The 15,494-nt window shown below is 64.1% G+C and carries 10 protein-coding genes; 8 read left to right on the top strand and 2 right to left on the bottom strand.

The genetic code is table 11. From position 1 onward, the window contains the following. Positions 1 to 176: 176 nt before the first annotated feature. From ACF8K2_RS13840 to ACF8K2_RS13830, 3 genes are read left to right on the top strand one after another with little or no spacing between them, the layout of a single operon-like run. Complete coding sequence (locus tag ACF8K2_RS13840) at positions 177 to 1,355, top strand: efflux RND transporter periplasmic adaptor subunit (protein ID WP_264234978.1); 1,179 nt, start codon at positions 177 to 179, stop codon at positions 1,353 to 1,355. Further along, positions 1,356 to 3,320 (top strand): MacB family efflux pump subunit, encoded by a 1,965-nt coding sequence (locus ACF8K2_RS13835; protein WP_392465304.1) that lies wholly within the window; start codon positions 1,356 to 1,358, stop codon positions 3,318 to 3,320. Between the two features lie 3 nt (positions 3,321 to 3,323). Next, entirely contained in the window at positions 3,324 to 4,736 is a 1,413-nt protein-coding gene (locus ACF8K2_RS13830; RefSeq protein ID WP_392465303.1) for an efflux transporter outer membrane subunit, read from the top strand. 27 nt (positions 4,737 to 4,763) lie between these two features. Here the strand turns inward: ACF8K2_RS13830 and ACF8K2_RS13825 are convergent, their stop codons facing one another. After that, positions 4,764 to 6,392, bottom strand: a complete 1,629-nt coding sequence (locus ACF8K2_RS13825; protein ID WP_392465302.1) for a PvdJ/PvdD/PvdP-like protein — start codon at positions 6,390 to 6,392, stop codon at positions 4,764 to 4,766. 221 nt (positions 6,393 to 6,613) lie between these two features. Between ACF8K2_RS13825 and pvdM the strand changes: the two genes are divergently transcribed. The 5 genes from pvdM to ACF8K2_RS13800 all read left to right on the top strand — a co-directional run bounded on the left by pvdM (position 6,614) and on the right by ACF8K2_RS13800 (position 14,438). Continuing rightward, complete coding sequence (pvdM, locus tag ACF8K2_RS13820) at positions 6,614 to 7,957, top strand: pyoverdine-tailoring dipeptidase-like protein PvdM (RefSeq protein WP_392465301.1); 1,344 nt, start codon at positions 6,614 to 6,616, stop codon at positions 7,955 to 7,957. A 14-nt stretch (positions 7,958 to 7,971) separates the two neighbouring features. Further along, positions 7,972 to 9,258, top strand: a complete 1,287-nt coding sequence (locus tag ACF8K2_RS13815) for an aminotransferase class V-fold PLP-dependent enzyme (protein ID WP_368971532.1) — start codon at positions 7,972 to 7,974, stop codon at positions 9,256 to 9,258. A 47-nt stretch (positions 9,259 to 9,305) separates the two neighbouring features. Continuing rightward, entirely contained in the window at positions 9,306 to 10,205 is a 900-nt protein-coding gene (locus tag ACF8K2_RS13810) for a formylglycine-generating enzyme family protein (RefSeq protein WP_392465300.1), read from the top strand. A 34-nt stretch (positions 10,206 to 10,239) separates the two neighbouring features. Then, a complete protein-coding gene (locus ACF8K2_RS13805) occupies positions 10,240 to 11,898 on the top strand; it encodes a cyclic peptide export ABC transporter (RefSeq protein WP_186555680.1) in 1,659 nt (552 codons plus the stop codon). 89 nt (positions 11,899 to 11,987) lie between these two features. Next, entirely contained in the window at positions 11,988 to 14,438 is a 2,451-nt protein-coding gene (locus tag ACF8K2_RS13800; protein WP_392465298.1) for a TonB-dependent siderophore receptor, read from the top strand. A 72-nt stretch (positions 14,439 to 14,510) separates the two neighbouring features. On the opposite strand, the gene ACF8K2_RS13795 is transcribed toward ACF8K2_RS13800, so the two are convergent. Continuing rightward, on the bottom strand, positions 14,511 to 15,467 hold the full coding sequence (locus tag ACF8K2_RS13795; protein ID WP_392465296.1) for an alpha/beta hydrolase: 957 nt from the start codon (positions 15,465 to 15,467) through the stop codon (positions 14,511 to 14,513). Between the last annotated feature and the right edge of the window lie 27 nt (positions 15,468 to 15,494).

Here is a 15,494-nt window from a genome sequence, read left to right as displayed (position 1 = left end):
AAGGAGGAAAAGCTCGAAGGAGTGATATCAAGCTGGAATCTTACAAATTATAATGATTCTCAGCAACAGACAGGCACTGGCCTAGGCTAAATCATCTGCACTGCGCTTCGTTTATCTGGGACCTCCGTGCGCGTCCACTTGGCAGCGCGTGGCCATCCTTCTGGCTGGAAGTCCACATGAGTCGCACATCCAATACCCGCCGTCGCATCCTCCTCGGCGGCCTGGGCCTGCTTGGCCTGGGCAGCCTGCTGGCGTGGCAGGCGCTGCCCTTCGGCGCCCTGCCCGTCAGCACCGTCGCCGTGACCCGCGCCGATATAGAGAGCAGCGTCACCGCCCTTGGCACCTTGCAACCCAGACGCTATGTCGATGTCGGCGCGCAGGCATCCGGGCAGATCCGCAAGCTGCACGTAGAAGCCGGGGATGAGGTGCGCCAAGGCCAGCTACTGGTCGAAATCGATCCTTCCACCCAGCAGGCGAAATTCGACGCCGCCCGTTTTGCGATCGACAATCTCAAGGCGCAACTGGCCGAGCAACGCGCCCAGTTCCAGCTGGCTCGTCAGCAGTACCAGCGCCAGCGCAGCCTCGCCGCAGCCGGCGCCAGCCGCGATGAAGACCTGCAGATCGCCGATGCCCAGCTCAAGGTGACCCAAGCGCGGATCGACATGTACCAGGCGCAGATCCACCAGGCCCAGGCCAGCGTGCGCAGCGATGAGGCCGAACTTGGCTACACCCGCATCTATGCCCCCATGGACGGAACCGTGGTCGCAGTGGATGCCCGCGAGGGCCAGACCCTCAACGCCCAACAGCAGACACCCCTGATCCTGCGCATAGCCAAGCTCTCGCCAATGACCGTCTGGGCCCAGGTTTCCGAGGCCGACATCGGCAAGGTCAAACCCGGCATGACTGCCTACTTCACCACCCTTGCCGGCGGCAAGCGGCGCTGGACCAGCACGGTCAGGCAGATCTTGCCGATCCCGCCCAAGCCGCTCGAGCAGACCAGCCAAGGCGGCGGTAGCCCGATCAGTGCTAGCTCCGGAGGCAGCGCCAGCCAGGTAGTCCAGTACACCGTGCTGTTGGACGTGGACAACCCCGATGGCGCCCTGATGGCTGAGATGACGACCCAGGTGTTCTTTGTCGCAGGTCACGCCAGCCAGGTCCTCACGGCGCCGTTGGCCGCCCTCGACGACAGTGATGGCGACGGCCTGCGCCTGGCCCAGGTGCTCAACCGTCAGGGCAAGATCGAACAACGGCAGGTGCGCACCGGCCTTAGCGACCGGCTGCGGGTGCAGATCCTCGATGGCTTGAGCGAAGGCGAGCAACTGGTCATTGGCGCGCCTCGCGCCAGTGGAGGATAAATGTCAATTCCCCTGATCGAGCTGAGCGACATCCGCAAATCCTACGGCGGCCTCGACACCCCCACCGTCGAGGTGCTGCGCGGGGTCAGCCTGAGCATCTACCCTGGCGAGTTCGTCGCCATTGTCGGTGCGTCCGGCTCCGGCAAGTCGACTCTGATGAACATCCTCGGCTGCCTCGACCGACCCACCAGCGGCAACTATCGCTTTGCCGGCAAGGATGTTGCCGAGCTGGGCAGCGACGAATTGGCCTGGCTCAGGCGCGAAGCCTTCGGCTTCGTGTTCCAGGGCTATCACCTGATCCCCTCGGGATCAGCCCAGGAAAACGTCGAGATGCCAGCCATCTATGCCGGCATCCCACCAGCCCAACGCCACAGCCGAGCCAGCGCCCTGCTCGAACGCCTGGGCCTGGCCAGCCGCACCGGCAACCGCCCCCACCAGCTCTCCGGCGGCCAGCAACAGCGCGTGTCGATTGCCCGGGCCTTGATGAACGGCGGCCACATCATCCTCGCCGACGAACCCACCGGCGCCCTGGACAGCCAGAGCGGCGCCGAAGTCATGGCCCTGCTGGACGAATTGGCCAGCCAAGGCCATGTGATCATCCTGATCACCCACGACCGCGAGGTGGCGGCTCGTGCACACCGGGTGATCGAGATCCGAGACGGCCTGATGCTCAGTGATTCGGCCGCAGATCGGCTGCCCGACGCGCTCCACCCCGGCCTGCAAGCGCAGGAGCTACGCCAGCGCCTGGACCGCGGCGCGACCTTGCGCGGCGCCTGGAAGGGCGAACTGCTCGAAGCCCTGCAAGCTGCCTGGCGGGTGATGTGGATCAACCGCTTTCGCACCGCCTTGACACTGCTCGGCATCGTCATCGGCGTTGCCTCGGTGGTGGTGATGCTGGCCGTCGGCGAAGGCAGCAAGCGCCAAGTCATGGCGCAAATGGCCGCGTTCGGCTCGAACATCCTCTACCTCAATGGCGCACCGGCCACCCTGCGCGAGCCCGCCGGCACCATCACCCTGGACGATGTCGCCGCCATCGGGGAACTGCCCCAGGTCAAGCACATCATGCCGGTCACCGGCGAGAAGATGATGGTCCGCCACGGCAACAACAGCCAGCAGTTCTACGTGGGGGGCAACAACACCTGGTTTCCCGAGATCTTCAACTGGCCGGTGGTCGAGGGCGCTTTCTTCAGCGAAGCCGACGAAGCCAGCGGCGCCGCTGTTGCAGTGATCGGGCAGAAAGTCCGGGAAAAAATGCTCGACCCCCAGGCCAACCCGCTGGGTCAGTACCTGCTGATCGGTAACGTGCCGTTCCAGGTGGTCGGCATTCTCGCCGGCAAGGGCGCCAGCTCCGGTGACCAGGATAGCGACGGGCGAATCGTCATACCCTACTCGTCGGCGGCCATGCGCCTGTTGGGTCATCGTGACCCGGACTACATCACCATCGCGGCAGCCGACTCCAGCCGGGTAAGCGAAACCGAGCGCGCCATCGATCACCTGCTACGCCAGCGCCACCAGGGCAAGCACGACTTCGAACTGACCAACGACGCCGCCCTGATCCAGGCCGAGGCCCGTACCCAGAACAGCCTGTCGCTGATGCTCGGCGCCATTGCCGCCATCTCCCTGCTGGTGGGCGGGATCGGCGTGATGAACATCATGCTCATGACGGTGCGCGAGCGCACCCGCGAGATCGGTATCCGCATGGCCACCGGCGCACGCCAGCGCGACATCTTGCGCCAGTTCCTCAGTGAGGCGGTGATGCTGTCGATGGTCGGCGGCGTGACCGGTATCGTCCTGGCGCTGAGCGTCGGCGCCGGCCTGATGCTGGCCGGCATCCCGGTGGCGTTCGCCCTGCCCTCGATCCTCGGCGCCTTTGCCTGCGCCGTGATTACCGGCGTGCTGTTCGGTTTCATGCCTGCCCGCAAGGCCGCCCGCCTCGACCCGGTCAAAGCCCTTACCAGCGAATAATCTATGACATTGCCAAGCCGCATCAGTCTGCTGACCCTGAGCCTGTCCCTGGCCGCCTGCACCAGCTCCCCTGCCCCCAGCGCCGCCATCGAGCCGCCCGCCACCTGGCAGGCGGCAACTGACCAGACGGCGCGCGGGTTTGCCGATGCCCAGTGGTGGCAAGCCTTTGCCAGCAGCGAACTGGATCAACTGATCGAACGCGCCCGGCGTGACAGTCACGACCTGGCAGCCGCCGCCGCCAGGGTGCGGCAAGCCCAAGCGCGGGCGACGATCGCCGGCGCACCGCTGCTGCCAGAGCTGCAAGTGGGCCTGGACAGCAGCCGCCAACACCTGCTGCATGGCCAAGGCTACGAACAGCTCGATGTCGATAGCAGCGAGCGCACCAGCACCTCGTTCGATGCCCGCCTGAGCGCCAGCTACGAGATCGACTTCTGGGGCGGTGTACGCGCCGCCCGCGACAGCGCGCTGCGTAGCCTTGACGCCAGCCGCTTCGATCGCCAGACCGTCGAGCTGACCCTGCTCAGCTCGGTCGCCAACAGCTACCTGAGCGCCCTGGCGCTGCAGGAGCAACTGCGCATCGCCCGGCTGAACCTGGACAACGCGCGCAACGTCCTGCGCTTGGTCCAAGCCCGGCACAATTCAGGCTCGGCCACCCGCCTGGAACTTGCCCAGCAGCGCAGCCTGGTGGCGGCACAAGAACGCCAACTGCCCCTGTTGGAACAACAGTGGCAAGACAGCCGCGTCACCCTGGCCACCTTGCTCGGCCAACCGGTTCAGCAACTTGGGCCAAGCCAAGCGTCGATCAACGCGCTGCGCTGGCCCCGGATCGGCAGCGGCGTGCCTAGCGAGTTGCTGGCGCGGCGCCCGGATATCGCCGCCGCCGAAGCGCGCCTGGCCGCCGCCAGCGCCAATGTGCAGGTCGCCAGGGCAGCCATGCTGCCCAAGTTGACCTTGGGTGCAGACCTGGGCAGCGGCGCACGAACGCTGGTCGATGTCTTCAGCAGCCCCTACTACACCTTGACTGCCGGTCTTGCCGCACCCATTTTCAACAACGGCCGGCTGCGCGCCTCGCATCAATTGGCGCAGGCCGAGCAAGCAGAACTGCTCGAAGACTATCGCGCCAGTATTGTCGCCGCCTTCGCCGATGTGGAAAAAGCCCTCAATGCCACCCATGGCGTCGAGCGCCAGAGGCAGTGGCAGGATCAAGAAGTGGAGCAATCGCGCATTGCCTTCGACCTGGCCCAGCAGCGTTACGCCGCCGGCGCCGAAACCCTGCTGACGGTGCTGGAAAGCCAACGCACCCTGTATCAGGCCCAGGACCAACAGGCGCAGTTACAGCTGAGCCAACTGCAAGCCAGCGTGGCCCTGTACAAAGCCCTCGGCGGCGGCTGGCAGGCCGCCCAGGCGCCACGCTAGCGCGCCTATCGGGGGCTGTCGCCTGGGTCAGAGCGAGCGTTGCTTGACCTTCAGGTGCCGCGCATACCAAGGACGGCGCGGCACCTTGCGCAGCAGGCCGTCAAAGCGCTCTTCGTCGGCGTAGATGATGCGCAGGGCCAGCTTCATGGTTTCCGGGTCCATCTCCACGCTGCGCCCTGGGCGCAAGCCTGGGACGCTGCTGCAGCCATGGGTGTCGGGGCCCAACCAGGGGTCGGCCACCTGTACCCAGCGCCCCGCGGCGAACCAAGGCACGCCATTGACCTGCACGCGCACCACCTCACCGGGGTGGAAACGTTCATGGGCGCGAAACCAGTCCTCGATGCGATCGTCGATCCAGCCATGGAAGCGCCAAAACACCGGGTTTACATGGGACGAGAACGGATCGCCAAGAAAGTCGTTTTCAGCGCCGTACCAGCGCCCTGCGAAATCATCCGGGGTGCGCGCCATTGGCACCGGCATGCCGTTGACCGGGTCGCGTGGCACCGAAGCCCAGCGCATGTGCAACCAGTCATGCAGGCCAAGCTCAAGCTCCGAGCCGAACTGCCCCAAGGTCAGTTTGGACAGGTATTGAGGGTCAGAGTAACGCGACTCCCAGACCTCGAAATTGCCGTGAAAGGTCTCGGCGCTCTTGATGTCCCTGACCCACTGGGTGTACTCGTCATCGTCCGAGGCCAGCCAGGTCGGGGGCAAGGCATTGCCATCCTGGTTGTCGAAGTAACGCGCGAACCCCTGTCGATCACGCTCAAGCTCAGGCTGGGGTAGCGGAAAGCGGGTCCATGACGGTAGGTCCTGGATGGCCCGCGCCGCGCCGAGCATGTGCCGGTGCATGAACAGGAAATCTTCCCCCGAGCCATTGCGGTCTTTATGTCGACCACGGGCGTCGCGCTCGCGCTCACGTGGACCCGGCTGCCAGCCCAGGCCACGTAGCGCCTGATGCTTATCCTTGGCCAGCTTGTGCCACTTGTCTCGCGATGCATGCCATAGCTGGTGGAACAGTCGATGCTCAGGCGTGATCAGCCACTCGACCAGTGATGCAGACAGCGCCGTGCGCTCGCGCGCCTCGGGAAACACCTGCTTGCTGGCCAGGAAGCGGTTGTCCTGCTCGGGCAACGCCAGTGGACGATCCAGGCGCAGGATCCGCCCATTGAGGGTCGCCGGGCCGGCATTGCCGAACTCGCCCCAGACCTCATCCAGCACCACCTGACACTCATAGCGTGGCAGCTGCCCCCCATCGTCGAGGGCAAACAGGCGCCAGCGCAGGGTCCCCGGCTTGTCTGCAGACAGGTCCCCGACGACCCGGTAGCGCGGCTGCTGATCACTGCGCAAGCGCTCGGGCGTGTCCAGGAAGCCACGAATGGCCCGGCCGCGCTGGGCAACATCGAGAAACAACTCCAACGGCTGATGCTCAAGACCCTCAAGGCCTGCATCGCTGCCCTTCAAGGTCCAGCGCCAGATCCCGCGCAAGGTATCGCCCAATTGCTGACCCGGCGTATCGGCAAGCTCCACGACCGCCTCGCCGGCTGTTTCGGGAAACTCATCATCAGCTGTGAGCTGGCGCTGCGCGTACCACGCTCCAGGTACCGCAACACCTGCCAGCGCCACACTTGCGATGAAGCCTCGTCGGGAAATCGTCATTGAACTACCTGTGCCAGTCGTTATGGCCGCAAGCACGGCCCATCGAAGGCTAAAACGTTGTGCGCAGGGGAAAATTTAACCCTGCCCGGCCTCTGCACAGGCACACGCACACGCGCCCCCAGCCCGCCGCCGAGCGCTAAATTTCTTGCCTTTGCGCTCGTTCTCTCCAGGTAGCAATGGCCTCGAGCCCGAACCTCTGCGGCGAACCTACTGAGACCGAGATGACGACACCACGCTGGAAAAAAGCCCTGTACATCAGCCTGGCCACTACCCTGACCCTAAGTGCCGGGCTTGCCGCCTGGTACTACCTGGACAAGGACGGTTACCCCAAGGAGGTGGTGCGCCAGGCCAATGATCTGCAGGAGCGGATTATTTCGTTTGATAGCCACATCACCCTGCCGCTGAGCTTCGGCACCGAAGGCAATGAAGCCGACCAGGACGGGCCGGGGCGCTTCGACCTGGTCAAGGCTGCCCGTGGGCGGCTGTCCGGCGCTGCACTGACGATCTTCGCCTGGCCGGAATCCTGGACCGGCAACAATGGCCCGCACCGTCCTACCGACGGTTTTGTCGACGCCGCCCGGCACACCCAGGAGGTGCGCTACAACGCCATCACCGCCATGGTCCGCGACTTCCCCAACCAGGTTGGCATCGCCTATACCCCGCAGGACATGCGCCGGCTGCATGGCGAAGGCAAGTTCGCGGTATTCATCAGCATGCTCAATGCCTACGCCCTGGGCGATGACATCGACCTGCTGGACAAGTGGGCCGCACGCGGTGTGCGCATGTTCGGCTTCAGCTATGTCGGCAACAACAGCTGGGCTGACTCTTCGCGCCCGCTGCCGTTCTTCAATGACACCGTCGACGCGCTGGGAGGCCTGTCCCCCTTGGGTCGCCAGGCGGTTCAACGGCTCAATGACCTGGGCGTGATCATCGACGTGTCCCAGATGTCGGACCAGGCCCTGAGCCAGGTCGCCCAGCTCACCCGCGCCCCGCTGGTCGCCTCGCACTCGGCGCCCAGGGCCGCGGTGGATATCCCACGCAACCTCAGCGACAAGGACATGCAGCTGATCAAGGACAGCGGCGGCGTGGTGCAAATCGTCGCCTTCGGCACTTATCTGAAGCCGCTGAGCGAAAAATCCCAGGATCGGCTCAACGCCCTGCGGGCACGCTTCAGCCTGCCGCCATTGCCTAACCAGGCCTACGCACTGATGCCCGGGGACCCGATCATCGCCGGCTGGCCGGAGCAGAAAGTCGGCGAATATGCCGAAGCGCTGTACGCCATCCTCGATGAGGAACCGCAGGCAACCCTCAAGGACTATGGCGACGCCATCGACTACGCGGTGCGCAAGATCGGTATCGACCATGTCGGCCTCAGCTCCGACTTCAACGAAGGTGGCGGGATCGCCGGCTGGAACGATGCCAGCCAGGCGCGCAACGTCACTGCGGAGCTGATCGCCCGTGGCTACTCGGAGGCCGACATCACCAAGCTCTGGGGTGGCAACTTCCTGAGGGTCTGGGAGCAGGTGCAACACGCTGCCCGTCCGACCACCACCTCCTCCCGTTGAACTGCGAGCCTTGCATGAACGATCGCCGTACTTTTCTCAAGCATGCCGGACTGCTGGCGGCCAGTTTGCCCTTGGCCAGCCAGTTGCTGGGCTCGGCCCAGGCCAATCCAAGGCCGACCACCGGCAGCGACCCATGGGCCGCTTTTCGCCAGCTGTTCGACCTCGACCCTGACTACGCCCACTTCGCCAATTTCCTCATCACCTCACACCCCAAGCCTGTGCGCGAGGCCATCGAGGGCTACCGGGCCAAGCTCGATCGCCATCCGGCGCGCTGGGTGGACTGGGACACCCAGGAAGACTGGAAGCGCGAAGCCGAGGTCCGCGACTGGGCCGCTCGCTACCTGGAGGTCAAGCCGCGCCAGATCGCCCTCACCGGCAGCACCACCGAGGGCCTGGGGCTGATCTACGGCGGCCTGCGCCTGGCGCCTGGGCAAGAGATCCTGACCACCGAGCACGAACACTATTCAACCCGCAACATCCTCGCCTACCGTAGCCAGCGCGAAGGCACGCCGGTGCGCAAGGTGCGCCTGTTCCAGGATCCGGCCAAGGTCTCCGACGACGAAGTGCTCGGCACCATTGCCGCAGCGATCCGACCGCAGACCCGGGTGCTGGGCATGACCTGGGTGCACTCAGGCAGCGGCGTGAAACTGCCGGTGGGCGAAATCGGCGCACTGGTGCGCGAGCTCAACGGCAAGCGTGACGATAACCAGCGCATCCTCTACGTGATCGATGGCGTGCACGGCTTTGGCGTCGAAGACATGCGCTTCGCTGACCTGCAGTGCGACTACTTCATCTCCGGCACCCACAAGTGGATGTTCGGCCCCCGCGGTACCGGGATCATCTGCGCCGCCTCCACCGAGCTCAAGCACCTGACGCCGACCTTCGCGACCTTCTCGGAAAACGAAGACTTCGCCACCACCATGACCCCCGGTGGCTACCACGCCTTCGAACACCGCTGGGCACTGGGCAAGGCATTCGAGCTGCACCTGCAACACGGCAAGGCCGCGATTGAGGCGCGCATCCACGGCTTGAACGACTACCTCAAGGAGCGCCTGGCCGAATTCCCCGCCATTGAGCTGGTGACGCCACGTAGCGCCCGGCATTCGGCGGGGTTCACCTTCTTCCGGATCAAGGGCCAGGATGCCGACGCCGTGGCCGCCGAGCTCAACCGCCAGCGCATCGTGGTCGATGCGGTCGATCGCGATGTCGGCCCGGTCGTGCGCACCGCCCCTGGCTTGCTCAATACCGAGACAGAAATCGATCGCCTGATCGAGGCGCTGCGCCAACGCCTGCGCAGCTGACTTTTCCACCCTTTTTCTTGTAGCCAAACGCTGACGGAAACCACTCCATGTCCGACGAACGCTTCACGTCATTGCTCTCTCCCGCGCGAACCTTGCGCCAGCTCAGCTGTTGCGCCGTCCTCGGCCTTGCCGCCAGCGCCCACGCTGCGGACAGCCCCAAGCCGGGTAGCGTGTTCCAGGACTGCAAGAGCGCCTGCCCGCAAATGGTCGTGCTGCCTGCCGGCAGCTTCCTGATGGGCACTCCAGAGGATGAGCTCGGCCGCGAAGGCGATGAAGGCCCGCAGCACACCGTGACCTTCGCCAAACCCTTTGCCATCAGCCGCTACCACGTCACTGCCGGCGAGCTGGATGCCTACATCCGCGAAAGCGGGGTGAAAATCGCTGACGGCGATACCCGCCCCGGGCGCTTCTGCGCAGCCAGCAAACCCACCTACAAGCAGGGCCCGCGTCAGCCCGCGGTGTGCGTCAGTTGGTTCGATGTACAGGATTACGCCAAATGGCTGTCGAAAAAGACCGGGCATAACTACCGCATGGTCAGCGAAGCGCAGCGCGAATACGCCGCACGCGCAGGCTCCAGCGGCCCGTTCCCATTCCCCTTCGATAACAACGACCCGAGCAAATACAGCATCGCCCAGCACGCCAACACCTACGGCCCCACCGACGGCTACTCCTACACCGCTCCTGTAGGCAGCTACCCGGCCAATGCGTTCGGCGTCCATGACATGCACGGCAACGTCTACGAGTGGGTCGCCGATTGCTGGAACGATGGTTACCAGGGCGCCCCGGCCGATGGCAGTGCCTGGACCACCGGTGACTGCAGCGTGCGGGTCATGCGCGGCAACGACTGGGGCGAAGCGCCGGTGTTCTCGCGTTCCGGTAACCGCAACAACCGCGCCCCTGACGTGCGCGGTGATTTCCTGGGCTTTCGGGTCGTTCGCGAACTCTGATGACCCTTAACCCCGTGTGATTCAGGAGATACCAATGACCCGCAAACCTCGTGGCGCCGTCAGGGAACTGTTCGGCCTGCTCAAACCCTTCTGGCCCCTGGTGACGGTATCGATCGCGCTGGGCATGGTCGGCGGCCTCAGCGTCACCGCGCTGCTCGCCACCATCAACAGCGCCTTGCACAGCGACAGCGGCCTTACCCAGGGCGTGGTCCTGGGTTTTGCCGGGCTGTGCGTGCTGGCGCTGTTCAGTTCGATCTTCTCCGACATCGGCACCAACTATGTCGGCCAGCACATCATCGCCAGGCTACGCCGCGAGCTGGGTGAAAAAGTCCTGGCCGCGCCCATCGACCAGATCGAGCGCTATCGCAGCCACCGGCTGATCCCGGTGCTGACCCACGACGTCGACACCATCAGCGACTTCGCCTTCGTCTTCGCGCCGCTGGCGGTCTCGCTGACCGTGACCCTGGGTTGCCTGGGCTACCTGGCGAGCCTGTCGTGGCCGATGTTCCTGGTGATCGTCGTGGCGATCGGCCTGGGTTCGGTCATGCAGTTCATCGCCCGCTCGTGGGGCGTGCGTGGCTTCGAGAGCGCGCGCGAGGCTGAGGACGACCTGCAAAAACACTACAGCGCCATTGCCGAAGGCGCCAAGGAGCTGCGCATCCATCGCCCGCGGCGCAAGCGCATGTTCAGCCATGGCATCCAGGACACCGCCAACCGCATCTGCGCCACCCAGGTGCGTTCGATCAACATCTTCGTGGTCGCCAAGGCCCTCGGCTCGATGCTGTTCTTCGTGGTGATTGCCGTGGCCCTGGCCATGCAATCGTTGTGGCCCAGCGGCGACAAGAGCGTCACCAGTGGCTTCGTGCTGGTGCTGCTGTATATGAAAGGCCCGCTGGAACACCTGATCAGCACCCTGCCGATCATCAGCAAGGCGCAGATCGCCTTTCGCCGCATCGCCGAGCTATCGCGCCAGTTCTCCTCGCCCGAACCGCACCTGCTGCTGGACGACAGCCGCCCTTCGGCAAAAACCCTCGACAGCCTGCAGCTCAAGGACGTCAGTTATACCTTCCCACGGGTAGAAGGCTGCGAGCCGTTCCAGCTAGGCCCGGTGAACCTGACCATCAAGCAGGGCGAAATCGTCTTCGTGGTGGGTGAGAACGGCTGCGGCAAGACCACCCTGATCAAGCTGCTGCTGGGCCTGTATGCGCCGCAATCGGGCAGCGTCGTGGTCGATGGCCAGCCAGTGAGCGCGCAGAGCCGGGACGACTACCGCCAGCTGTTCACCACCATCTTCGCCGACTACTACCTGTTCGACGACGTCATCCAGGGCGACCAACCGGTGCCAGAGGATGCCACTGACTATCTCAAGCGCCTGGAGATCGATCACAAGGTCAGTATCCGCGACGGCGTGTTCAGCACCACCGACCTCTCCACCGGCCAACGCAAACGCCTGGCCCTGGTCAGCGCCTGGCTCGAAGAGCGGCCGGTATTGGTGTTCGACGAGTGGGCGGCCGATCAGGACCCGACCTTCCGCCGGATCTTCTACACCGAGCTGCTACCTGACCTCAAACGCCTGGGCAAGACCATCATCGTGATCAGCCACGACGACCGTTACTTCGATGTCGCCGACCAGCTGATCCACATGGCCAATGGCAAGGTCAAGCTCGAATCACGGGTTGCCGATTGCATTTAGTTTTCCGGTTTTAGCCGATGGGTGCGTCCTAATCAATAACAAGAACCACTCACACTTAACACCAGACACCTACATAGAGCTTTCGATAAATGCCAACACAACGCCTTCGTCCCCAGGCCTTGGCCCTGGTCATTCGCCGCACCCTGCGTCAAGCGGCGCCTGCCGCACTGGGCCTGAGCGCCCTGATGCCGCTATCGGCCATGGTCCAGGCCCAGCAGGTGCAATTCAACATTCCGGCGCAGTCGCTGGCCAGCGCATTGCTGGCGTTCGGCTCGCAATCGAACCTGCAGGTGCTGTATAGCCCGCAAGACGTCGAAGGCAAGCGCAGTGCCGCCATCTCCGGCGCCATGGAGCCCGCCCAAGCGCTGCCCAAGTTGCTCCAGGGCACCGGCGTCAGCTACCAGATCGAAGGCAACCAGGCCACCATCCATGCCCGGGAGGGGGGCAATGCGGTGGAACTGGGGGCAACCAACATCAATAGCCAGGGGTTGGGGCAAACCACCGAGAACACCGGTTCCTACACCACTGGCGCCATGCAGACCGCGACCAAACTGCCGCTGACACTGCGCGAAACGCCGCAGGCGGTCACAGTGATTACCCGCCAACGCATGGATGACCAGTCGATGCGCAGCCTCGACGACGTGGTCCAGGCCACCCCAGGCCTGCGCATGTCGGCGGCGCGCCCGGCCAACAGCGAGTACTTTTCGCGCGGTTTCCCCATCAGCAACCTGATGTTCGATGGCCTGCCGACCACCTACAACGCCGACTGGGTCGCGGCGGCCGACATGGCCCCCTACGACCGCGTCGAGATCGTCCGTGGGGCAACCGGCATGATGCAGGGTGCCGGCAACCCGTCGGCGGCCATCAACATGGTGCGCAAGCGTCCCACCAAGGAGTTCCAGGGCAGCGTTACCGGCTCCGCGGGCAGCTGGGACAACTACCGTGGCGAGCTGGACCTGAGCGGCCCGCTCAATGACAGCGGCAGCGTGCGTGGCCGTTTCGTCGGTGCCTACAACGACAAGGACAGCTTCCAGGACTATGCCGGCCGCGAGCGTGGCTTGTTCTACGGCATCACCGAGTTCGACCTGACCGACGACACCACCCTCACCGTGGGTGCGTCGAACCAGAACGACAACAACAACATCAACTGGGGTGGCCTGCCGGTCAACCGTGATGGCAGCCATGTCGGCTACTCGCGCTCCACCAACGTCGGCTACGACTGGAGCTATCAGGACATCAACAACACCACGCTGTTCGCCGAAATCGATCATCACTTTGCCAATGACTGGCGCTTGCATGTGGCCGCGTCCAAGAGCTGGTCCGACTTCGCTTTGCAAGGCGCCGTGTTCGAGCGCAAACGCAACGACGCAGGTGCCGAAATATTAGAGCAGCGCGTATTCAATCAGCGTCGGGACTATGACCAGTCCAGCTACGACATCTACGCCAACGGTCCTTTCAAGCTGTTCGATCGCCAGCATGAACTGGTGGTCGGTGCCAGCAAGCGTGAAGTCAAGACCACCGCACATGGCGGTACGATATTCATCCCGGTCGACAACCTGTTCGCCGTCAACCCAAGCGGTATCGCCCGACCCAATGTCCCCGACCAGTACGACCTGAGCGAGCATGTCGAGCAGGAAGGCCTCTACGTCACCACTCGGTTGAACGTCGCCGACCCCCTGAAGGTGATCATCGGCACGCGCCTGGACTGGTATGACAATCAGTCGACCTACAACCAAATCAACGACGGCTACTACACCAACAGCGATTACAAGGTCACCCGTAACGTCACCCGTTACGCCGGGGTGATCTATGACCTGGATGACAACCACTCGGTGTATGCCAGCTATACCGACATCTTCATGCCGCAATCGGAGCAGGGCCAGGGCCGCTCCATCATTCGCCCGATCGAGGGCAAGAACTACGAGATCGGTATCAAGGGCGAGTATTTCGACGGTGCCCTCAATGCCAGCGCGGCGATCTTCCAGATCGACCAGGAAAACCGTGCAGCGGAGTCTGCCAATCAAAGGGGCTGCATCGACTACACCTGCTACGAGGCCTCCGGCAAGGTCAGGACCCAGGGTATCGACCTGGAGCTGATGGGCGCGCTGACGCCAAACTGGCAAGTGGGTGCCGGCTATACCTATTCGCAAACCAAGTTCTTGAAAGATGCCAACAAGGCCAAGGAAGGCAGCAAGTTCGACAGCGACCTGCCCGAGCACCTGTTCAAGCTCAGCACTACCTATACCCTGCCGGGTGAGCTGAACCAGTGGCGTGTCGGCGGTAACGTCTATAGCCAGAGCGGCATTTTCAACAAAGGTACCAGTACCTTCGGTAACTACCGGATCGACCAGGGCTCGTACGCCGTGGTCGGGCTGATGGTGGGCTACAAGGTCAACAAGAATCTCGATACCCGCCTCAACCTCAACAACATCTTCGACCGCAAGTACTACCAGGGCATCGCCGGCAACAATACCTGGAGCCCGTACGACGTATACGGCGACCCACGCAACTTCACCCTCACGGCCAAGTACAGCTTCTAAGCAGCCCCTGGGGTAAAAAAATCCGCATCCCTCACAGGATGCGGATTTTTCATTTGCGCTTCGTGGGCGATCTCACAGCCTTTCGCGCAACGCCTCCACCACCAGCGCCAGCCCCTCTTCAGCCTCCTCGATGATCAAGCCCATGCGCATGAAGTCATGGGTCACGCCCGCCATCACCTGCAAGCTCACCGGCACCCCGCCCTCCTCCAGGTGACGCGCATAAGCCACGCCTTCGTCATGCAACGGATCGCACTCGGCCACCAGCAGCAAGGCCGGCGCCGCCTGTGGCGATACCGCGCCGAGCAACGGCGAGAAGCGCGGGTCGAGACGGTCCGCAGGTTGCCGGGCGTACTGTCGATAGAACCATTCGAGGGTCTGTTGTTCGAGCAGATAGCCGCTGGCATAGCGCTGCGTCGAAGCGCGGCTGCGGCTGGCATCGGTCACCGGGTAGACCAGCACCTGCAGCCGTGGCGCGGGCAGCTGCGCCTGCTCAGCCAACTGGCTTGCCAGCACGGTGGCCAGGCTGGCGCCGACACTGTCGCCCATCACCGCCAGACGGTTGCGGTCGATGCCCAGCTCAGCGGCGTTGTCGACCAGCCAGCGCCAGCCATCCAGCGCATCGTCGACCGCCGTCGGGAAACGCCACTGTGGCGCCAGGCGATAACCCACCGACAGCACGGGCACGCCCGCCTCTTGGGCCAGGTTCCAGCACAAGGCATCGTGGGAGTCGAGGCTGCCTACCACGTAGCCGCCACCATGCAGGTACATCACCGCCGCGCCCAACAGGTGCGGATCGGCCTCCGGTGGCCGGTAGAGGCGCGCCTGCAAGGCATGGCCATCGCGCGCGAGCAAGGTCAGGTTGTCGATCTGCTCGGGCTCCTCGGCCTTCGGCGCCATCAGCGCCGACGACTGCTCGAATTGCTCACGGGCTTGATCTGGGGTCAGCGCATGCATCGGCAGCACCTTGCCAGTCGTGCGGCCCTCCTCCACCAATTTCAGGTAGGCAGCCAGGTCAGGGTTCAGCGACATCGGTATTCTCCAAAAGGGGCTGCACCC

This window comes from Pseudomonas sp. xss_2 (assembly GCF_043104195.1).
In the GTDB taxonomy this organism is placed as follows: domain Bacteria; phylum Pseudomonadota; class Gammaproteobacteria; order Pseudomonadales; family Pseudomonadaceae; genus Aquipseudomonas; species Aquipseudomonas urmiensis.
This window is presented reverse-complemented; position numbering and strand designations above follow the sequence as displayed.

Bases quoted from the DNA above. Each gene is read 5' to 3' on its own strand.
- ACF8K2_RS13810 (WP_392465300.1), top strand. From the start codon at position 9,306: ATGTCCGACGAACGCTTCACGTCATTGCTCTCTCCCGCGCGAACCTTG.
- pvdM (WP_392465301.1), top strand. From the start codon at position 6,614: ATGACGACACCACGCTGGAAAAAAGCCCTGTACATCAGCCTGGCCACT.
- ACF8K2_RS13805 (WP_186555680.1), top strand. From the start codon at position 10,240: ATGACCCGCAAACCTCGTGGCGCCGTCAGGGAACTGTTCGGCCTGCTC.
- ACF8K2_RS13800 (WP_392465298.1), top strand. From the start codon at position 11,988: ATGCCAACACAACGCCTTCGTCCCCAGGCCTTGGCCCTGGTCATTCGC.
- ACF8K2_RS13830 (WP_392465303.1), top strand. From the start codon at position 3,324: ATGACATTGCCAAGCCGCATCAGTCTGCTGACCCTGAGCCTGTCCCTG.
- ACF8K2_RS13825 (WP_392465302.1), bottom strand. From the start codon at position 6,392: ATGACGATTTCCCGACGAGGCTTCATCGCAAGTGTGGCGCTGGCAGGT.
- ACF8K2_RS13815 (WP_368971532.1), top strand. From the start codon at position 7,972: ATGAACGATCGCCGTACTTTTCTCAAGCATGCCGGACTGCTGGCGGCC.
- ACF8K2_RS13795 (WP_392465296.1), bottom strand. From the start codon at position 15,467: ATGTCGCTGAACCCTGACCTGGCTGCCTACCTGAAATTGGTGGAGGAG.
- ACF8K2_RS13840 (WP_264234978.1), top strand. From the start codon at position 177: ATGAGTCGCACATCCAATACCCGCCGTCGCATCCTCCTCGGCGGCCTG.
- ACF8K2_RS13835 (WP_392465304.1), top strand. From the start codon at position 1,356: ATGTCAATTCCCCTGATCGAGCTGAGCGACATCCGCAAATCCTACGGC.